The sequence below is a fragment of the Nocardiopsis coralli genome (genome assembly GCF_014892575.1).
GTDB classification, from domain to species: Bacteria; Actinomycetota; Actinomycetes; order Streptosporangiales; family Streptosporangiaceae; genus Nocardiopsis; species Nocardiopsis coralli.
On record NZ_JADBGI010000009.1, the window covers coordinates 22,224 to 42,363 of the forward strand.

Sequence of the window (20,140 nt, forward strand, 5' to 3'; positions counted from 1 at the left end):
TCGAGTCCTGTTCGGAAGGGCCGACGCTAGGCGAGCGCCGAAGCGTTAAGCAATGTTAAGTACCGCGGCCGGCGGCACGGTCAGGACGGGTCCGCAGGTTGAAAGGTTGCTCCCCACCCTTTATCGTTCACACGTCACATCAATCGTTCACTGAACGATTGTCTGTGTCCCACCGTCGGACGACCCCGTTGGAGAGGAAGACATGCCGCGTTCACCGGGTGAGGAGAGGATCCCGCCACGGATCCGGCGCAGGACCGCGCTGCTGGGCGGGGCCGCAGCCGTGGGCGCGGCCACCCTGGCGGCCGGTTGCTCGCGCACGGGGGCCGAGGCAGCGCCTTCGATCCCCGAAGGGGCCGCCACCGGCACACCCGCCGACGGGGGAGTCCTGCGCATCGCCCGCCCGCCCGCGTCCCAGGCCGAGACACTGGACCCCGCCGACTCCCTGTCGGCCTACGAGTACCTCGGCGCGCTCTACAACCGCCTCGTGCGCATGGACGAGGACGGTGAGGCCGTGCCCGACCTGGCCACCGAGTGGGAGCCCGACGACGAGGGCTCCACCTGGACCTTCCGGCTCCGCGACGGGGTCGAGTTCCACGACGGCACCCGGTTCACCTCCGCCGACGCCGCCTACACCCTGCGCCGCATCCTCGACCCCGACCTCGCCTCGCCCCAGGCCACGGTGCTGTCCCCCCTGCTCTCACCCGAGGGGGTGCACACCCCCGAGCCGGGTGTGCTCCGGGTTGAACTCGACGCCCCCAACTTCGAGTTCCCCGCCCTGCTGAGCAACTACCACTGCTACGTGGTCCCCGACGGCAGCGGCGACAGCATCGGCGAGACCGGGATCGGCACCGGCCCCTTCCGCCTGGAGGACTTCTCCCCGGGAGGCAGGGGCCGCGTCGTCGCGTACGACGGGCACTGGGAGGGCCGGCCCGTGCTCGACGCCATCGAGATGTTCGCGATGACCGACATCCAGGCACGCACCAACGCCCTGCTCGCCGGCCAGGTCGACCTGCTCTCCCAGACCAACCTCGACTTCGCCACGGCGCGTGTGGTGGCCGCCTCCGGCAACGCCACCATCGCCCGGTCGGTCAACGCCCAGTGGTACGTGCTGCCCATGCTCACCACCGCCGAGCCCTTCACCGACAGCCGGGTGCGCCGGGCGATGAAGCTCGCCTACGACCCCGTGCACCTCCTCGAGGTCGCGCTCCAGGGCACCGGCGTCGTCGGTGAGGACAACCCCGTACCGCCCGACACCCCTTACTGGACCGACCACACCCTCGAACGCGACCCGGACCGGGCCCGCGCCCTGCTCTCCGAGGCCGGCCACGACGGACTGCAGGTGGACCTGTACACCTCCACCTACGACCCCGTCTTCACCCCCATGGCCCTGGCCTACCGCGACTCCGTCGCCGACGCCGGCATCGACGTGCGCGTGCGCAACGCCTCCGCCGACTCCTACTACACCCAGGTCTGGATGCAGCAGCCCCTCATGGCCACCTACTGGTACACCGGACGCCCCGCGGACCAGCTGCTCAACCAGATCTTCCGGACCGGTTCCTCCTACAACGAGACCGCCTGGTCCGACCCCGACTTCGACGACCTGCTGGACTCGGCGCGGGGCACCGCGGACGAGGACCGGCGCCGCCGCCTCTACCAGGAGGCCCAACGCCTGGTCGTGGAGGAAGGGGGCGCGATGACACCCATGTTCGCGGACCGCCTGGTCGGGCTCTCCCGAGAGGTCCTCAACTACCGCGAGTCCGGGTTCGAGTTCGACTACCTCAACATCGGATTGAGGCCCTGATGCTCCTCTACACCTGCCGGCGCCTGGCGTCGGCGGTCCTGACCGTCCTGCTGTCCGCGGTGCTGGTCTTCGCCGCCGTGCAACTGCTGCCCGGGGACGTGGCCACCCAGGTCCTGGGCCAGGACGCCACCCCCGAGGCGGTGGCCGCGCTCAGGGACCAGATGGACCTCAACCGCCCCGCCGTGGTGCGTTTCCTCGAATGGATCGCCGGCGCCGCGCGCGGCGACTTCGGCCTCTCACCGGTCTCCGGTGAACCCGTCGCCGACACGCTCTGGCCGCACCTGCGCAACACCATGCTCATCGCCGTGTCCACCGTCGCGGTCGCCGTGACCGCCTCCGTCGTGCTCGGCGTGGTGGCGGGCCTGTACCGCGACCGCTGGCCCGACACGATCATCTCCACGCTCACGCTCATCGGCATGAGCGTCCCGGAGTTCGTCATGGCCACGCTGCTGGTGCTGCTGCTGTCCATCACCGTGCCCGTGCTCCCCGCCGTGGTGCTCGACGAGGCCACCGCGCCCGTGGCCGACCTGCTGCCGGCGGTGGTCCTGCCCACCATCGCCCTGTCCGTGGTCATGACCGCCTACATCGTGCGTATGACCAGGACGAGCGTCATCGACGTCATGGCCGGCGAGTTCGTCACCACCGCGCGCCTCAAGGGGATCAGCACCCCGCGTGTGGTGGTGCGCCACGCACTGCCCAGCGCACTGCTGCCCACGCTCAACGTCATCGCCATGAACGTGGCCTGGCTCGTCGGCGGCGTCGCGGTGGTCGAGAACGTCTTCAACTACCCCGGGATCGGTCAGCTCATGCTGGAATCCGTACACAACCGCGACCTGCCCGTCCTGCAGGCCATCGCCGTGATCAGTGCGCTGGTCTACGTGCTGTGCAACCTGGCCGCCGACCTGGGGGCCATGGCGCTCAACCCGCGCCTGCGCACCGGTGGGGGGAGCCGGCGATGAGCGAGCTCGAACGCGGCAACCCCTCCACCCCGAGCCGGGCCCGCGCGCAACACCCCGTGGGCCGGACCGTGCGAACCCTGCTGCGCTCACGCACGGCCTGCGTGGGCCTGGGCCTGGTCGTGCTCCACCTGGCCGTGGCGGCGCTCGCCCCACTGCTGACCTCGGCCTCACCCACGGCCAACGCGCCCGACGAGGCCCTGCTGGGCCCGAGCGGCGAGCACTGGCTCGGCACCGACGCCCTCGGACGCGACGTCCTGACCCGCGTCGTGTACGGCGGCCAGTACGCCCTGACCGTGTCCTTCGCCGCCACCACCTGCGCCGTCGCGCTGGGGACCGTCCTGGGGTGCGCGACCGCTCTCAAGGGCGGCCGCCTCGACGGGGCGCTCATGCGTGTCCTGGACGCGGTCCTGGCCATCCCGCCGATCCTGGCGCTCCTGGTGGTCGTCACCGTGCTCGGCGCCGGACCGGCCGTCATCGTCCTCGCCGTCACCCTGGTCTACACACCCCAGGTCGTGCGTGTGGTCCGTGCAGCCGCCCTCGGGGTGGTCCCGCTCGACTACGTCACCGCCGCACGGGCCCGCGGTGAACGCACGCTGCCGATCCTGCTGCGCGAGGTCCTGCCCAACATCGTGCACGTGGTCGCCGTCGAGTTCGCCATGCGCGCCTCGTGGGTGGTCCTGCTCATCAGCTCACTGTCGTTCCTGGGCTTCGGCGCCGATCCGCCCACCCCCGACTGGGGCCTCATGATCTCGGAGAACCGCACCGCCATGGTGGTCCTGCCCTGGGCGACCCTCGCCCCGATCATCGCCCTGGCCACGCTCGTCGTGGGCCTGAACCTCTCGGCCGACGGCCTGTCCCGGCTCTGGAACGTGGACCGAACCGAGGAGGCCTCGTGAACACCGAGAGCAACGACAACACCGGGAGCACCGACCCGCTGGTGAGGGTCGAGAACCTGTCGGTGGCCTACACCTCCGAGGGCCACGACGTCCCCGTCGTGCGCGGGGTCTCCTTCGAGGTCGAGACCGGACGCACGCTGGCCGTGGTCGGCGAGTCCGGCAGCGGCAAGTCCACCGTCGCCGCCACCCTCCTCGCCCACCTGCGCCACGGCTCCCGGATCACCTCCGGCCGGGTCGAACTCGCCGGGCAGGACCTCTTCGGCCTCGACCGGGCCGGTGTGCGCCGGTTGCGCGCCCACGACGTGGCCCTGGTCGGGCAGAACGCGGGCCACTCCCTCACCCCCTCCATGCGGGTGGGCGCGCAGATCGAGGAGTCCCTGCTGCCCCAGCGCCTGCCGCGCCGCGAACGCCGCGCACAGGTCCTCACCCTGGCCGAGAAGGTGGGGCTGCCCGACCCCGAGCGCCTGCTGCGCCGCCACCCCCACCAGCTCTCCGGCGGACAGCAGCAACGCGTCGCGATCGCCATGGCCCTGGCCGCACGCCCCCGCGTCCTGGTCCTGGACGAGCCCACCACCGCCCTGGACGTGGTCACCCAGGCGCGCATCCTGGACCTGGTGGCCGGCCTGAGCCGCGAACTCGGCCTGACCTCGATCCTGGTCAGCCACGACCTGGGCGTGGTCTCACGCATGGCCGACGAGGTCCTCGTCATGCGCGACGGAGCCGTGGTGGAACAGGGCCGCGCCCAGCAGGTCCTGACCGCCCCCGAGCACCCCTACACTCGGCTCCTGCTCGCCTCCGTGCCGCGCCTGGAGGACCGCGGGCTCGCCGAGGTCGACCAGGACGGAACCCGCACCGTGCGCCCCCGCACACCGGTGCCCGAGGACGCGCCCGACGCGGTCTCCCTGCGGGACGTGACCGTCGACCACGGATCCACCCGCGCCGTCGACGGTGTCACCCTCCGCCTGCGCCGCGGCGAGGTCCTGGCCCTGGTCGGAGAATCGGGCAGCGGCAAGTCGACCCTGGCCTGGTCCCTGGCCGGGCTCCACGCCCCCTCGGGCGGACACATGCTGCTGCACGGCGGTACCGAGGGGGACCTGGCCGCCACCGCACGGCGGCGCCCCCTCGACGTGCGCCGCCGTGTCCAGCTGGTCTTCCAGAACGCCGACACCTCCCTCAACCCGCGCCGCATCGTCCGGGAGGCGGTCCGCCGCCCGCTGCGCTTCTTCGGGGGCCGCTCCCGCCGCGACGCCGACCGGGACGCCCGCACCCTGCTGTCCGACGTCGCCCTGGACCCCGACCTGTCCGGACGGTTGCCCGGACAGCTCTCCGGCGGCCAACGCCAGCGGGTCGGGATCGCCCGCGCCCTGGCGGGGGACCCCCAGGTGGTCGTGGCCGACGAGGTCACCACCGCCCTGGACGTGTCGGTGCAGGCCTCGGTACTGGCCCTGCTCGAACGGCTGCGCGAGGAGCGGGACCTGGCCTTCGTTTTCATCAGCCACGACCTGGCGGTGGTCCGCGGCATCGCCGACCGGGTCGCCGTCCTGCGCCACGGCCGTGTCGTGGAGGAGGGCCCGGTGGAGGCGGTCTTCTCCGGACCCAACCACCCCTACACACGGAGCCTCATCGACGCGGTCCTCGACCCCTCCGACCCCTCCGACACCGGCGGCCACGGACCCGCCCGGTCGCAGCGGCCACCGGACCCGCCTTCGGACACCGGAGACGACCCCGTATGGCACGACCTGGGCGGGGGCCACCGCATCCGCCGGTGGGAGACCGGGCCCGAGACGGCCCGGGACACCTGAACACCGCAGCACCGACACACACCGGCACCGACAGCACACACCACGAACGGGGGGCCATGCGCCACAGAGAACACTTCGACAGAGACGTCGAGGTGCACGAGACCTGGATCCCGATGAGCGACGGCACCCGTCTGCACGCGCGCATCTGGGCACCGGCCGACGCCGAGGCCCGGCCCGTCCCGGCGCTCCTGGAGTACCTGCCCTACCGCAAGGGCGACTGGACCGCGCCCCGCGACGCCCAACGCCACCCCTACTACGCCGGGCACGGCTACGCGTCGGTGCGCGTGGACCTGCGGGGGTCGGGCAACTCCGAAGGGGTCATGCTCGACGAGTACACCGAACAGGAGATCCAGGACGGGATCGAGGTCGTGCACTGGCTGGCCGCCCAGACCTGGTGCACCGGCCGCGTGGGCATGTTCGGGATCTCCTGGGGCGGGTTCAACTCGCTGCAGATCGCCGCGCGGCGCCCCGAACCCCTCGAGGCGATCGTCACCGTCTGCTCCGCCGACGACCGCTACGACAACGACGTCCACTACATCGGCGGCTCCGTCCTGGGCATCGACATGGCCGGCTGGTCGGGGACCATGCTCGCCTTCACCGCACGCCCGCCGGACCCCACCGTGGTCGGGCCGGACTGGCTGCCGATGTGGCGAGACCGACTCGACTCCCTCGAACCGTTCATGCACACCTGGCTCGCACACCAGGAACGCGACGACTACTGGCGCCACGGCAGTGTGTGCGAGGACTACACGGACCTGGACGCCGCGGTGCTGGCCGTCGGCGGCTGGGCCGACCCCTACCGGGACACCGTGCTGCGCCTGGTCGAGCACCTGCCCGGGCCGGTGCGCGGGATCCTCGGCCCCTGGGCGCACCAGTACCCCGACATCGACCTGCCGCCCGGCCCGCACATCGGCTTCCTCCAGGAGACCCTGCGCTGGTGGGACCACTGGCTCAAGGACGCCGACAACGGCGCCATGGACACCCCGCGCCTGCGCTCCTACGTGCAGGAACCCGTCGCCCCCGCCACCGCCTACACCGAGCGGCCCGGGCGCTGGACCTCCGACGACGCCTGGCCCTCGCCCCGGACGGAGTGGACCGGCACACCCCTGGGTGAACAAGGGCCGGTCACCGTGCACAGCCCCCAGCACACAGGGGTGGACGCCGGACGGTTCTTCCCCTACGGCAACGCCACCGACCTGCCCCCCGACCAGCGGGAGGAGGACGGGCGCTCCACCTGCTTCGACGGGCCCGTGCTCGAACGGCGCACGGAGATCCTCGGCCGCGCCCGCGTGCGCCTGCGCATGGACGCCGACCACCCCCGAGGCACCGTCGTGGTCCGCGTGTGCGACGTCGCCCCCGACGGGAGCTCCACCCTGGTCACCCGTGGCGTGATGAACCTCAGCAGCCGCCACGGCAGGGACCGGTCCGTGCCCTGGGAACCGGGCACCCCCGAGGACGTCGAGGTCGAGCTCACCGGGACCGGGTACGCCTTCCCGGCCGGCCACCGCATCCGGGTGGCCCTCTCCACCGCCTACTGGCCCTGGGTCTGGCCGCAGCCCGACGACACGGCTCTGACGGTGTGGCCCGACCGGAGCACCCTGTTGCTGCCCGAACTGCCCGAGGGCGCCGACCGGGACCGCGACCCCGTGGTCTTCGACGCCCCCGAGCAGGCACCCCCGCTCCCGATCGTGCGGGGGACCGCCGAGGCCCGGCCCGAACGCCGCGTCAGCCACGACGTGGGCACCGGTGAGTGGCTCCTGGACGTCGACCCCAACTACGGGGGATCGCGCACCTACCCCGACGGGCTCGTCTACACCGAGAAGGCCCGCGAGCACTACCGGATCCGGGTCGACGACCCGTTGTCGGCTGTGGCACGATCCGAATGGCAGATCAGCATGGAACGAGAGGGATGGGACGTCCTGGTGCGCACCTCGAGCGAGCTCAGCGCCACCGCCGACCACTTCCACGTGCACAGCCGGGTCGAGGCCCTCACCGGCGGCGAGGTCGTGGCGGACCGCACCTGGGAGCGCCGCATCCCCAGGACCGCGGGGTGAGCGCCGCCGACCAGGGCACCGCCCGCGCCGACGGCCCCCGCCGCAGGGCCGTCTCGCCCGACCGGCGCACCCGCCAGCCCACCGAGGTGCGGCGCCGCCTCATCCTGGAGGCCGCCGTCCCCCTCGTCCTCGAACACGGCGTGAGCGGGGTGGGCCTGCGCGACATCGCCCGTGCCGCCGGGGTCTCGGTCGGGACCGTCACCTACCACTTCGGCGGGATCGGCGAGATCATCGGCGAGGCCGTCTCCATCGAGATCGACGCCTACTACCGGCCCCTGGGGGAGCGGATGCTCTCGGCCCCCTCGGCGGTCGAAGGGCTCGACGTGCTCGTCACCGGTGTGTTCAACACCGAGACCGACCAGCACTGGCGCCTGTGGTTCGAGAGTTGGGCCGCCGACGCCGTACGCGCACCCGACACCCTCCAGCGCCGCCGCTACGAGGACTGGTCGGACCGCATCGCCGAACTCGTCGAGCGCGGCCGCAGCAGCGGGGAGTTCCTCTGCGACGACGTCGCCGAGACCACCGTCCGGTTCAGCGCCCTGGTCGACGGCCTGGCCCTGAGGCGCCTGCGCGGCGCCCCGCCCCTGAGCATCGACCGGGCCCGCGCCCACCTGCGCCGTTTCCTGGCCTCCGAACTGGGGCTGGCAAGCACACCCTGAAGGTCCCCGGGGGCCGGTCCCGAGGGGCCGGCCCCCGCCGTTCAGCCGAGCGCGGCGGCCGCGGCGCGACCGGCCGTGCGGCCGGAGAACATGCACCCGCCCAGGAACGTGCCCTCCAGGGCGCGGTAACCGTGCACCCCGCCGCCGCCGAACCCGGCGGCCTCGCCCGCGGCGTACACACCCGGCAGCGGGCTGCCGTCCGAACGCAGCACCCGCGCGTCCAGGTCGGTGTGCAACCCGCCCAGCGTCTTGCGTGTGAGCAGGTGCAGACGCACCGCGATGAGCGGGCCCGCCTTCGGGTCCAGGACCTGGTGCGGGGTGGCCACCCGGCCCAACCGGTCGCCCCGGTAGGAACGCGCGTTGTGGATCGACATCACCTGCAGGTCCTTGGTGAAGTCGTTGACCATCTCCCGGTCGCGCGCCACCACCTCGCGGGTGACCGTGTCGGCGTCCAGGACCCCGTCGCCGGCGATCTCCTGCATCTTCCGGATCAGCGCCGGGAGGCGGTCGGCCACCGCGAAGTCCACCCCGTGCTGCTTGAAGGCCTCGACCGGGCCCGGCGCGCCCGGCAGCACCCGCTGCAGCACCAGCTTCAGGTCCTTGCCGGTGATGTCGGGGTTCTGCTCCGAGCCCGACAGCCCGAACTCCTTCTCGATGATCTTCTGGGAGAGCACGAACCACGTGTACTCGTGGCCGCTGCCCATGATGTGCTCGAGGGTGCTCAGGGTGTCGAACCCGGGGAAGTTCGGTGCGGGCAGGCGTCGGCCCGTGGCGTCCAACCACAGCGACGACGGCCCCGGCAGGATCCGGATCCCGTGGCGCTTCCAGATCGGGTCCCAGTTGGTGATGCCCTCGGTGTAGTGCCACATCCGGTCGCGGTTGATGATCTGCGCACCGCTCTTCTCCGCGATGCCCAGCATCCGCCCGTCCACGTGCTCGGGCACCCCGGACAACATGTGCTTCGGGGGCTCGCCCAACCGCTCGGGCCAGTTGCTGCGCACCAGGTCGATGTTGCCGCCGATACCGCCGGAGGTGACCACCACCGCCTGTGCCGACAGCTCGAACCCACCGGCGGTGTCCCGGTTGCTGGCCTGACCGCGCTCGATGTCGCTGGGCGCCAGGACCGTGCCGCGCACCCCTGTCACCGTTCCGCCCTCGACCACCATCTCGTCGACCCGGTGGCGGAACCGGAACTCCACCAGCCCCCGGTCGGCGGCCGCACGCACCCGGCGCTCGAACGGGGCCACCACACCCGGCCCCGTGCCCCACGTGATGTGGAACCGCGGCACCGAGTTCCCGTGCCCACCGGCCAGGTGCCCGCCGCGCTCGGCCCACCCCACCACGGGGAAGAAGGCCATCCCCATCTTCTTCAGCCAGGTGTACTTCTCCCCGGACGCGAAGTCGACGTAGGCCTCGGCCCACTTGCGGGGCCAGGCGTCCTCGGGCCGGTCGAACCCGGCCGTGCCCATCCAGTCCTGCAGGGCCAGCTCCGCGGAGTCGCGCACGCCCATCCGCCGCTGCTCGGGCGAGTCCACCAGGAACAGCCCTCCCAGCGACCAGTGCGCCTGCCCGCCCAAAGACTGCTCCGGTTCCTGCTCGACCAGCAGGACACGCTTACCCGCCTCGGCCAGCTCGGCCGTGGCCGCCAACCCGGCCAGACCGGCGCCCACGACGATCGCGTCGGCCCGCTCTGCTCCCTCGCTCATCCGCTTCCCTTCGTCTTTCGACCCGTGCCCCGGGCCGGGTGGGCGCGCCTGCATCGACTGTGGCGCCCGCCGGGCCGCGGCCACAAGGGGCCGGTGTGCCGCGGCGGGCATCGGTGACCGGAGTGTGATGCGCGCCCGGGCGGGGACAGGGCCCGGGCGCGGGCTCAGGCGCCGAAACGCACGAGCGAACGCCCGCCCTGGCCGCGGCGCATGCGTTCGAAGGCCCCGGGCAGGCCCTCCAGGTCGATCTCGTCGGTGATCATCGTGTTCAGGCGCAGCTCGCCCGAACGCACCAGCTCGGCGACCGCGGGGATGTCGCGCTCGGGGTCGCTGGAGCCGTAGACGCACCCGCGCAGGGTCCGCGCCTGGTGGAAGAGTTCCAGCGCGTTGAAGGAGACCTCGTCCTGGACACTGCCCACCCCCACGACGGTGACGGTGCCCCCGCGCCGGGTCGCGTTCCAGGCCGAACGCACGACCTTGGCCGAGCCCACGACCTCGAAGGCGTGGTCGACCCCGCGCCCCTCGGTCAGCCCGCGCACGTTCTTGGTCAGCCCGTCGTCGGCGAGCACGAAGTCGGTGGCGCCCAGCGACCGCGCGAGCTCCTCCTTGTCGGCGGACACGTCCACGGCCACGAGCGGGTCGGCGCCGGCCAGGCGGGCCGACTGCAGCACCGACAGGCCCACGCCGCCCAGCCCCAGCACGGCCGCGGACTGGCCCGGGCGCACCTGGGCGGAGTTGTTGACCGCGCCCCACCCGGTCAGGACCGCGCACCCCAGCACGGCGGCCACGGCCGGGTCGACCCCGTCGGGCAGGGGAACCACGGCGTTGGCGGGGACCACGGTCGCCTCGGCGAAGGCGCCGATGTTGAGCCCGGGGTGCAGCGCGGTGCCGTCGGGGAGCTCGGCGTAGGGGCGGGCCGCACCGTCCAGGGCGTGCTCGCACAGGTGGGGTTCGTCCTGACGGCAGTGCCAGCACTCGCGGCAGGCCGGCTCCCAGTTCAGGACCACACGCTGGCCGGGGGAGAGGCCCTGCACGCCCTCGCCGACGGCCTCGACGGTCCCGGCGCCCTCGTGGCCCAGGACGGCCGGCCACTTCTGTTGGGGCAGGGTCCCGTCGGAGAGCGACAGGTCGGAGTGGCACACCCCCGCGGCCGCCAGGCGCACACGCACCTGGCCGGGCCCGGGGTCGGGAAGGACGATCTCGCTGATGCGCGGGTCGGCGTTCTGACCGTCGAAAACGGCGGCCTTGACGGTGGTGGGCATCGGGGGGAGCCTCCAATCGCGGACTGCCGCGACTGTAACAATACCGACCAGTCGGTCAAGTCCCCGGGTGCCGGTCACGCGGGACGTGTCCACGATGTGGTCTTCATGCGGCTCTGCCCCGGGTATACCTTCTTCGTTCACGAGCAGGAGGCAACGGAGCCGACTGGAGGTCCCATGGTCCGAACAGGTGCCGGCCAGGCACGACACCCACGCCACTTCCTCATGTGCCCGCCCGTCCACTTCGCGGTCGAGTACGCCATCAACCCCTGGATGGACCCCTCGGTGGGAGTGGACCGCGAACGTGCCCTGGGCCAGTGGCGCCGACTGCGCGACCTGTACCGGGAGCTGGGCCACCGGGTCAGCGAGATCGACCCCATCGAGGGCCTGCCCGACATGGTCTTCGCGGCCAACGGGGGCCTGGTCGTGGACGGCCGGGTCTACGGAGCCCGCTTCGCCAGCGCCGAACGCACCCCAGAGGGACCCGCCTACCTCGACTGGTTCCGCAAGTCCGGGTACACCGAGACCCTCGACCCCAAGCACGTCAACGAGGGGGAGGGCGACTTCATCACCCTCGAACACCTCGTCCTGGGCGCCACCGGGTTCCGCACCGACGCCGCCGCCCACCAGGAGGCCGAGCGCTTCCTCGGCCGCCCGGTGGTCACCCTGCAACTGGTCGACCCGCGCTTCTACCACCTGGACACCGCACTGTTCGCCCTGCCCGGCGACAACGTGGCCTATTACCCCGGCGCCTTCTCCCGCGGCAGCCTGCGTGTGCTCGAGGCCCTCTTCCCCGACGCCCTCCTGGCCACCGAACGCGACGCCGCCACCCTGGGGCTGAACTCGGTGTGCACCGGCGAGGACGTCGTCATGGCCGCCGAAGCCACCGACCTGGCCGAACGCCTGCGCGAGCGCGGGCACACCGTCCACCCCGTGCACCTGGACGAACTCCGCAAGGCCGGCGGCGGCGCCAAGTGCTGCACGCTCGAGCTACGCCCCGCACCGCGCTGACCCCGCGCACCCCGGCGCTCAGGCCGACGAGCCGCCCCACAGGTGCGGCAGAACGGCCCGCTCCACACGTTCAGCGGCCGCGACGACCGCGCCGCCGACCTGAGCGCCGATGCTCTCTGCGTGCACGCGCGCCAGCGGGGCCGAGACACACACCGCCGCCACGGTCTCCCCCTGCACCACCACCGGTGCACTCACCGAACCCAGGCCCGGGGTCCGCTCGGAGATGCTCTCCGCCCAAGTGCGGCCCCCGTCGGCCCTTTCCGGCGGGCCGCACGCTCCGCTCAGGACCCGAGCCGCCGAACCCAGATCGGTCAGCGGCAGGAGGGTCCCCGCCGGGAGCGCGGCGCGCAGTTCTGCGTGGGACTCCACGCTGAGCAGGCACAGCCGGTGGTCGCCGCGGCGCACCCAGAGCTGGGCGCTCTCGTCCGTCTGCGCACGCAGCTCCTCGAGCACCGGGGCGGCGGCCGAGGCGATGCCCGACGACAGCAGCCGCTGCCCCGGGTGGTGGAGCCCGCGGGCGTCACGCCGCAGCAGGCCGTGCGAGACCATCGCCGCCACCAGGCGGTGGGTGGTGGGTACCGACAGACCCAGGTGCCGAGCGAGCGCGCTCGCCCCCATCGGGGTGTGTTCGACGGTGTCGAGGATGGTCATGACCCGGTCGAGCACACCCACCCCGGTCACGTGAGCCACAGCTGCCACCCTCTCCCGGTCTGATGATCCGGCGGTCGGTCCGTTCGGCGCTCCCACGCGGGTCCGTCCGCTCAGGGCGGCGTGGCCGCCGGCATCACGGACACCAGAAGTGAGATCACCAGCAGCGTGAACATACCTCCGATACGGGTGCTCAGCTGAGCGAAGGGCATGAGGTGCATGCGTTCGGCCGCGCTGAGCACGGCCACGTCTCCGCTCCCGCCGCTGTCGGCCATGGCCAGGCCCGGCGTGATGGAGGCCTCCACGAAGTTCATCCGCACCAGCCACCCGACGGCGCCCGCGGTGAGTGCGGACAGCAGCACCGCGCTGAGGATGAGCAGTGCCAGCCTGGGGTCCTTGACCGCGGCCAGCACCTCGCCGATGTCCACGTAGGCGAAACTGACCCCGACCAGCAGCCCGGGCAGCCAGACCGAGGCCACGAAGTCGCTCCACGACGACGAGGCCTCCTCCAGGTGCTGCGGGAGGAGGCCGAAGATCTTGATCACCGCGGCGAGCACGATCGTCCAGGCGTAGGCGTGCACGACCGGCAGCAGTCCGCTCAGAGCGCTGCCCGCCGTGAACAGCACGCAGGCGATGAGCAGGCCCTGGGCGAAGGCCGTGAACGTCCCCTCGGTCGTCGCGCGCGGGATCGGCAGCCGCTCGTTCTCCTTGAACCTGAGCAGCTGCCCGCGTCCGTCGAAACCGACGAAGAGCTGGCGGCGCTTGCCCAGGCCGTTGTAGAACCCGGCGATGAGGATGCACAGTGCGTTGGCCAGGAGCACGGCCGACATCAGCGTCGGCATGTAGTCGCCCGAGCCGCCGCCGAACTCCGAGGCGTACATCTCCGACATGGGGATCGCCCCGAGCCCGAGACCGCCGCCCATGGTCGGTCCTGCGACGTAGAACACGGCCTCCCGGAACCCGAACCCGACGGCCTGTCCGATCGCCCCGGTCACCACGAGGGTTGCGGAGATGCACGCGACCAGGGGGAGCACGAAACGCGGCCCGGCCTTCAACAGCACCGTGCGGGGCATGCCCAGGATGCTCCCGGAGATGACCGCTACCACGAAGAAGTCGAGGAAACCGACCCCGTCGACGAAGTCGGTGATCAGCGCCGTCAGGGGTTCCGGGACCACTCCGGTGAAGCCCAGCACCGCCGGCGCGAACAAGCACAGGATCGTGGCCAGGCCGAAGTCGCGCACGACGGGCACCAGGCCGCCCACCCAGGTGAGCAGGCCGCCGACGAGCATCGTGACGGCGAAACCGGTGATCAGCAGGTCGGGGAGGCGTTCGGTCGCGGCCGCGGCGGCGACGATCGCCGAGGCCGCGAGGAAGTAGCCGACGGGCAGCCCGGCGATGGTCGTAGACCGGCGGGGCGGGCGTGGACCGGCGCCCGGACCCGGGCGTGGTTCACCTGAGGGGGCGTTCGGGTCGTGGTCTGACTTCGAGGTAACCATGGCCGTCCTTGGAAGGGGGTGGGTGCGAACGCGTCGAAGCCGTCGGGGGCTGGGGCGGCCGGTGCACTCCGGGCCGGTCATTTCAAATATTGAGAATTAATGCTTGATTAACGAGAAAGTAATGCTGCGTGATCCTAGAGCGCCCCTGGGTGCTGCGCAAGAGGTGGTGCGGGGATCGATTCGGTCCCGACCGGGTGGGTCGGTTCGGGCGTCGTGCACCCCTTGTTGCGACGCCGGGTGCGACCTACGATCCGGCGTACATCTTCTCGCAAAATGATCATGTGCTCTCAAAATATGAGAGTCATGGGTGTGCACCGAAGGGACGAACCTGGATGGACACCAACGATCGGGCCCCACTCACCGGGATCCGAGTCCTCGAACTCGGCAGTTTCGTCGCGGCCCCGTTCGCGACCCGCCTCCTCGCGGACTTCGGGGCGCAGGTCGTCAAGGTCGAACGCCCCGGAACCGGCGACGAGATGCGCGGATGGCGGCGTCACCGCGGCGGGACCTCGATGATGTTCCGGACCATCGCACGCAACAAACACACCATCACCCTCGACCTCAGGACCGACGAGGGACGCGAGGTCGCCCTCGACCTGGCGCGCACCTGCGACGTGGTGGTGGAGAACTTCCGACCCGGCACCCTCGAACGCTGGGGCCTGGGCCCCGACGAACTCAACGGCGCCAACCCGGACCTCGTGCTGGTCCGCATCTCCGGCTACGGGCAGACCGGCCCCCACAGGGACCGCACCGGGTTCGGCGGCGTCGCCGAGGCGGTCGCCGGCCTGCGCCAGGTCACCGGCCACCCCGACCGCGAACCGGTGCGCCCCGTCGCCCCCGTCGGGGACACCCTCGCGGGGCTTTACGGCGCCGTGGGGGCCCTGATGCTCCTGCTGGCCAGGGAACGCGGCCGCGAGCACCACGGGAGCCGGGTCGTCGACGTCGCGCTGTACGAATCGGTCTTCATGGCCATGGAGTCCTTGGTCCCCGAGTACGACGCCTACGGGGTCGTCAGACAGCGCACCGCGGGCAACCTGCCCGGCTTCGTGCCCGGCGGCAGCTATCCCACGGGCGACGGGCGCTCGGTGATGATCGCCGGGAACTCCAGCGGGGTCTTCCGCCGCCTCATGCACCTGGTGGACCGGCCCGACCTGGCCGAGGATCCGGACCTGGCCGACGCCGACCACCGCGACCGGCACGAGGAGGAGATCGACCGCGCGGTCGCCGCCTGGGCCGCGCGGCACACCGCCCCGGAAGCCGTCGACCTCCTCAGCGGGGCCGGGGTCCCCGCCGGCCCCCTCCACGATGCCCGCTCCATCACCGAGGACGAGCACTACCGGGACCGCGGCATGCTGCTGCCCTTCGACGTCGAGGTCGACGGCGCACCCGAGCAGGTCCGCTTCCCCGGGGTGGTGCCCGCCCTGCCCGGATCGCCCGGTTCCGTGCGATGGCTCGGCCCGGACCTCGGGGAGCACACCGAGGAGGTGCTCTCCGGACTGCTGGGATACCCCGACGCACGCATCGAGGAGCTGCGCGGACGGGGGGTGATCTGACATGGCCGCCGCCGTCACCCTCACCGACGTCGTGCTCAGGGACGGGCTGCAGGACGAACCGGTCGTCGTCCCCGTGCCCGACCGCGTGGCCGTCGCCCGGGCCCTGGCCGAGGCCGGCGTGCCCTGCATCGAGGCCGCCTCCTTCGTCGACCCCGCCCGAGTGCCCCAGATGGCCGGGGCGGAGGAGCTCGTGGCCGCCCTGCCGACGACGCCCGGCGTCCGCCACAGCGGCATCGCCCTCAACGCACGCGGGGCCCGCAGGGCGATCCGATCCGGGTTGCAGGAGGTCACCCTGGTCGTCTCGGCCGGCCAGGGTCACAGCCGCGCCAACGCCGGCCGCGACACCGCCGCCGCTCTGGCCGGGTTCGAGGGCCTCGCCGCGGCCCACCCCTCCATCACCTTCACCGCCGGGGTGGCCACCGCCTTCGTCTGCCCCTTCGACGGCCCGGTCCCGCCCGAACGCCTGCAGGGCATCGCCCGTAGCTGTGCCGACCTCGGTGTGGAGCGCATCAACCTGGCCGACACACTGGGCACCGCCACCCCCGAACACGTCACGGAGTCCCTCGAGGCGGTCCGCGCCGTGCTGCCCGCCACCGAACTCGCCCTGCACCTGCACGACGCCCACGGCCAGGCCTTGCGTACCGTCGACCGCGCGCTCGCCCTCGGTGTCACACGCTTCGACAGCGCCCTGGGGGGATACGGCGGTTGTCCCTTCGCGCCCGGCGCACACGGCAACCTCGCCACCGAGGGCCTCGTCGCCCACCTTCACGCACGCGGCGTGCGGACCGGGATCGACGTCGAACACCTTTCCCGCGCGGCCTCACTGGTCCGGGAGGTGATCGCCGCCGCACCCGCCTGCCCCCGGTGAGCGGGGCCCGCACGGCCGCCGGGCCCGGTGTGTGCAAGACCATGCCGGGCCCGCGGCGCCGTCGCCACTGGTCACGCACGTGCGTGTACGCGTGCCCGTGCACGCGGTCCCCGACAGTGACGAGAGTCCCTGGAAAAACAGTGCCCGTCCCATAGGGTCTCGGAGGGTGAGGACCAAACATCGCCGACCACCCCGCGGCGTCCGCCGCCAGCAGATGATCGACGCCGCCGTCTCCGTCTTCTCCCGGGGCGACTACCACAACGTCCGCGTGGACGAGATCGCCCGGGCGGCCGGGACCTCCAAACCGACCGTCTACCACCACCTGGGTTCCAAGGAAGGCATCTTCACCGCCTGCGTGCGTCGCGAGGCCGAACGCCTCATCGAGCACCTGCGTGCCGCCGTGCACGACCCCCGTGCCCCCGGCGGTGAGGACCCGCTCCACCGCGGCATGCTCGCCTTCTTCACCTTCGTCACCCACAACCGCGACAGCTGGACGGTGCTCTACCGCCGCGCCGCGGGCCAGGGCGAGCCCTTCGCCGGCGAGATCGCCCGCACCCGGGACCGGGTCACCGCGGAGGTCGCCGACCTCATCTCCACCTGCACCGCCGCGTCGGCCCCCGCCCGGCGCGAGGCCGAACTCCTGGCACGCGTGGCCGTCAGCACCGCCGACGCCTTCGCGGACTGGCTCCTGGACCATCCCGAGGAGACCCCGCACACCATGGCCGGCCACGTCACCGCGCTGACCTGGTCGAGCCTGGCCCCGGTCCCGGCCGGTGAGCCCGCGGCGCCCTGAAGCCGCCCAGGCCCGTTCGTCCCCCACGCGAACGAATCGTGCGCAGTTCGTCCGATTCGCTTCCGAAACACGGGTCCGTGCCGGTTCGGTCGCCCGCCGCGGCCACGACGTACGACACTGGTGTATCCACAGCGAAGGTGAGGTCAGGGGACCCATGTCTATACCCTCCTTGGACACGGCTCTGCCGGCGGGTGTCGACGCCCGCGAACACGCACGGCTCCTGCGCCGTGTGCACGACGCGGCCCTGAGCGGACGGCCCACCCCGGCCTCGCTGCGGCCGGTCGTGGAGGACTCCTGGGCCCGCGTGCGCCGCCTGGGCATCGACCCCGACAGCGGTCCGCCCCCGCGCACCGCACGCCTGGACGAGCTCCACCGCGACCGCACCGCCTCACCCATCGCCGAGGTCCTGCCGCTGATCCGCCGGGCCCTGGTGCCGGTCGCCGACCAGGCCGACCACATCATGCTCGTGACCGACGCCGCCGGGCAGATCCTGTGGCGCGACGGCTCCCACCGGGTGCGGTCGGTGGGCGACCGCGTCGGGCTCGTCGAGGGTGCCTTCTGGAACGAGGCCAGCACCGGCACCAACGCCATCGGCACCGCCCTGGCCGTGGGCAGGCCGGTGCAGATCTACTCGGCCGAGCACTACGTCCGCAATCTGCACACCCTCACCTGCGCGTGCGCCCCCGTGCACGACCCCCGGGACGGACGCCTGCTCGGCGCCGTCGACGTCACCGGCCCCGTCTCGACCGTGCACCCCTCCACCCTCGCCCTGGTCCACACCGTCGCCCGCCTGGCCGAGGCCCACCTGCAGAGCATCCACCACACCCACCTGGAACGCCTGCGCTCGGTGGCCGCACCCCTGCGCGCCGGCCTCAACGAACCCGCCCTGGTCGTGGACGAGTCCGGCTGGACCGCCGCGGCCGTGCACATGGAACCGGTCCGCCGGATCCTGCTGCCCCGCCACCGCGGCGGCACCGGGGCCTGGCTTCCCTCCCTGGGGGAGTGCTCCCTGGAGCCGCTGCCCGGCGGGTGGCTGGTGCGTCCCAGACCCAGCGGGGAGCGCACGCCCACCTCCGTCACCGTGGACCTCTCGGGCCCCGAACCCTCGGTCTCGGTGGCAGGCGACAGCGGCGAATGGACCCACCGGCCCTCCCCGCGCCACGCCGAGATGCTGTTGCTGCTGGCCGTGCACCGCGGCGGACGCACGGCCCGTCAGCTCTCCCAGGACCTCTTCGGTTCGCCCGACCATGTGGTCACCGTGCGCGCCGAGCTCTCGCGCGTGCGCCGCCAGCTCGGCGGCATCATCGAGAGCCGCCCCTACCGGTTCAGCGACGCGGTGCGCGTGCGAGTGCACGCGCCCGGCACACCGGAGGGGCTGCTGCCCGGTTCGACGGCGCCCGCGGTGCTCGACATGCGGGAGGGCCGTGCCGAGACGCCCGCCGGAATGACAACGGGCTACTGACCGGCAACCCGCTGCAACCGTTGCTGTGGGCGTGCAGGTGCGTTGGACTGTGGGTGCGCGGCCCGGGCGGGGCCGGATTCCGAGCCGGTCCCGTCGACGGGACGGGTGCGTGCCCGACCGGACCATGAGGGGGGTCCGTGGGAGGGACGAAGCGCCGCGCACCCGTGCACGCGGTGCCCCCGGGGTCGACCCGGTGCGTCCCGCGCGCGGGGGAGCCCGGAGGCCAGGCCTCCGGGCTCCCGATGTCCGTGCCGTGGCGGCGGGCGCGGCCGTCAGGTCTCCGCTTCCTCGTCCTGAGCCTCGTCCTCGGTCTCACCCTCGTCCTGCGCCTCGGCCTCGGGCGCGCACTGCAGGCAGTCCATGGTGAAGACCTCCTCCTCGCCCACGCGGCCGGTGAACTCCCCGGGCAGGGCGTCGTCGCCCTCGTCCCGTGCGGCCAGCGCCTGGCGCGGCAGCATCGCCTCGAAGGAGGCCTCGTCACCGTCCTCGGTGTCGCCGGTGCAGACCACCATGAGGTAACCCTCCGCCTCTTCGTCGGCCTCCTGGTCGGGGGCCGCGGTGAAGGTCGGACCCAGATCGGGCGCGGCGGTGAAGGTCGGAGCCGCCACGCCGGGGCCCTCGGCGCGCGCCTCGGTACCTTCCTCCTCCTCGGGCGCATCGGAGGGGGAAGGTGCACCCGGCGCCTGGGTCGAGCACACCAGCCCCTCGGGCAGGGGATGGCCGTTGCGGGCGAAGGCGCGTTCGGCGGCGGGACGCAGGGCCGTGGCGGACAGGTTCCCGGCGGCCTTCTCCAGTTCGGCCATCGCCTCGTCGGCCTCGTCCTGGCCGTTCGAGCACGAGACCAGGGCACCACACAGCAGGGTCGCGGCCAGCGGTGCCGTGACGGCGGTCGAGCGCACTCCCATGACGTTCCTCCCGGGTGATCGCTGTGGGGCGCTGCCCGGCGGGCACGCGCACCCTCGGGGCCCAATCTCGCCGATCAGCGCATTGCGCAATATGTCCGACTCGGGGGAAAAGGGTGAAAAGTGGCTCATGTTCTGGTCATGCCGTATGGGAACGCGGGGGCACGGGTAGACCAGCCGATGCCCTAGACTCGATCGCATTTACCGGACCGTGTTTTCCACGCACGGCCCATACCTGCAAGCACACCGTTCACCCCGTGCCCACCACCCA

The 20,140-nt window shown here is 72.4% G+C and carries 16 protein-coding genes; 11 read left to right on the forward strand and 5 right to left on the reverse strand.

Annotated features, from left to right (window positions below; translation table 11 throughout):
• The first annotated feature begins 202 nt into the window (after nt 1-202).
• The 6 genes from IDM40_RS11860 to IDM40_RS11885 are packed head-to-tail and all read left to right on the forward strand — an operon-like array spanning nt 203 to nt 8,171.
• Nucleotides 203-1,801 carry an ABC transporter substrate-binding protein gene (locus IDM40_RS11860; RefSeq protein ID WP_193122029.1) on the forward strand — a complete coding sequence of 533 codons (1,599 nt, stop codon included), beginning with the start codon at nt 203-205 and terminating at the stop codon, nt 1,799-1,801.
• Nucleotides 1,801-2,760 (forward strand): ABC transporter permease, encoded by a 960-nt coding sequence (locus tag IDM40_RS11865; RefSeq protein ID WP_193122030.1) that lies wholly within the window; start codon nt 1,801-1,803, stop codon nt 2,758-2,760. The genes IDM40_RS11860 and IDM40_RS11865 overlap by 1 nt, the downstream gene beginning before the upstream one ends.
• The gene (locus tag IDM40_RS11870) at nt 2,757-3,656 is read left to right on the forward strand and encodes an ABC transporter permease (protein ID WP_193122031.1); all 900 of its coding nucleotides are present in this window, start codon (nt 2,757-2,759) and stop codon (nt 3,654-3,656) included. Before IDM40_RS11865 ends, IDM40_RS11870 begins: the two co-directional genes overlap by 4 nt.
• Nucleotides 3,653-5,458, forward strand: coding sequence for a dipeptide ABC transporter ATP-binding protein (locus IDM40_RS11875; protein WP_193122032.1), 1,806 nt, complete (start codon nt 3,653-3,655; stop codon nt 5,456-5,458). The genes IDM40_RS11870 and IDM40_RS11875 overlap by 4 nt, the downstream gene beginning before the upstream one ends.
• A gap of 56 nt (nt 5,459-5,514) precedes the next feature.
• Entirely contained in the window at nt 5,515-7,512 is a 1,998-nt protein-coding gene (locus tag IDM40_RS11880; protein WP_193122033.1) for a CocE/NonD family hydrolase, read from the forward strand.
• A complete protein-coding gene (locus IDM40_RS11885; protein ID WP_193122034.1) occupies nt 7,509-8,171 on the forward strand; it encodes a TetR/AcrR family transcriptional regulator in 663 nt (220 codons plus the stop codon). Before IDM40_RS11880 ends, IDM40_RS11885 begins: the two co-directional genes overlap by 4 nt.
• Nucleotides 8,172-8,212: 41 nt before the next feature.
• On the opposite strand, the gene IDM40_RS11890 is transcribed toward IDM40_RS11885, so the two are convergent.
• Both IDM40_RS11890 and IDM40_RS11895 read right to left on the reverse strand, forming a co-directional pair.
• Nucleotides 8,213-9,877 (reverse strand): FAD-binding dehydrogenase, encoded by a 1,665-nt coding sequence (locus tag IDM40_RS11890; RefSeq protein WP_193122035.1) that lies wholly within the window; start codon nt 9,875-9,877, stop codon nt 8,213-8,215.
• A gap of 164 nt (nt 9,878-10,041) precedes the next feature.
• Nucleotides 10,042-11,139, reverse strand: coding sequence for an alcohol dehydrogenase catalytic domain-containing protein (locus tag IDM40_RS11895; protein ID WP_193122036.1), 1,098 nt, complete (start codon nt 11,137-11,139; stop codon nt 10,042-10,044).
• Between the two features lie 174 nt (nt 11,140-11,313).
• Here IDM40_RS11895 and ddaH point away from each other — a divergent pair, with 174 nt between their 5' ends.
• On the forward strand, nt 11,314-12,147 hold the full coding sequence (gene ddaH, locus IDM40_RS11900; RefSeq protein WP_193122037.1) for a dimethylargininase: 834 nt from the start codon (nt 11,314-11,316) through the stop codon (nt 12,145-12,147).
• Nucleotides 12,148-12,165: 18 nt separating this feature from the next.
• On the opposite strand, the gene IDM40_RS28635 is transcribed toward ddaH, so the two are convergent.
• Both IDM40_RS28635 and IDM40_RS11910 read right to left on the reverse strand, forming a co-directional pair.
• Nucleotides 12,166-12,837: an IclR family transcriptional regulator gene (locus tag IDM40_RS28635; RefSeq protein ID WP_216630692.1), complete on the reverse strand. Its 672-nt coding sequence runs from the start codon at nt 12,835-12,837 to the stop codon at nt 12,166-12,168.
• A 71-nt stretch (nt 12,838-12,908) separates the two neighbouring features.
• Nucleotides 12,909-14,291, reverse strand: coding sequence for a 2-hydroxycarboxylate transporter family protein (locus tag IDM40_RS11910; RefSeq protein WP_193122038.1), 1,383 nt, complete (start codon nt 14,289-14,291; stop codon nt 12,909-12,911).
• A 332-nt stretch (nt 14,292-14,623) separates the two neighbouring features.
• Here IDM40_RS11910 and IDM40_RS11915 point away from each other — a divergent pair, with 332 nt between their 5' ends.
• The 4 genes from IDM40_RS11915 (at nt 14,624) to IDM40_RS11930 (ending at nt 18,967) form a co-directional block, all read left to right on the forward strand.
• Nucleotides 14,624-15,844 carry a CaiB/BaiF CoA transferase family protein gene (locus IDM40_RS11915; RefSeq protein ID WP_193122039.1) on the forward strand — a complete coding sequence of 407 codons (1,221 nt, stop codon included), beginning with the start codon at nt 14,624-14,626 and terminating at the stop codon, nt 15,842-15,844.
• Between the two features lies 1 nt (nt 15,845).
• Nucleotides 15,846-16,712 carry a hydroxymethylglutaryl-CoA lyase gene (locus IDM40_RS11920; RefSeq protein ID WP_193122040.1) on the forward strand — a complete coding sequence of 289 codons (867 nt, stop codon included), beginning with the start codon at nt 15,846-15,848 and terminating at the stop codon, nt 16,710-16,712.
• Between the two features lie 166 nt (nt 16,713-16,878).
• The gene (locus IDM40_RS11925) at nt 16,879-17,505 is read left to right on the forward strand and encodes a TetR/AcrR family transcriptional regulator (RefSeq protein ID WP_193122041.1); all 627 of its coding nucleotides are present in this window, start codon (nt 16,879-16,881) and stop codon (nt 17,503-17,505) included.
• 154 nt (nt 17,506-17,659) lie between these two features.
• Nucleotides 17,660-18,967 (forward strand): GAF domain-containing protein, encoded by a 1,308-nt coding sequence (locus IDM40_RS11930; RefSeq protein WP_193122042.1) that lies wholly within the window; start codon nt 17,660-17,662, stop codon nt 18,965-18,967.
• Between the two features lie 272 nt (nt 18,968-19,239).
• Here IDM40_RS11930 and IDM40_RS11935 read toward each other — a convergent pair whose 3' ends face one another.
• Nucleotides 19,240-19,872, reverse strand: coding sequence for a hypothetical protein (locus tag IDM40_RS11935; protein ID WP_193122043.1), 633 nt, complete (start codon nt 19,870-19,872; stop codon nt 19,240-19,242).
• Nucleotides 19,873-20,140: the final 268 nt, after the last annotated feature.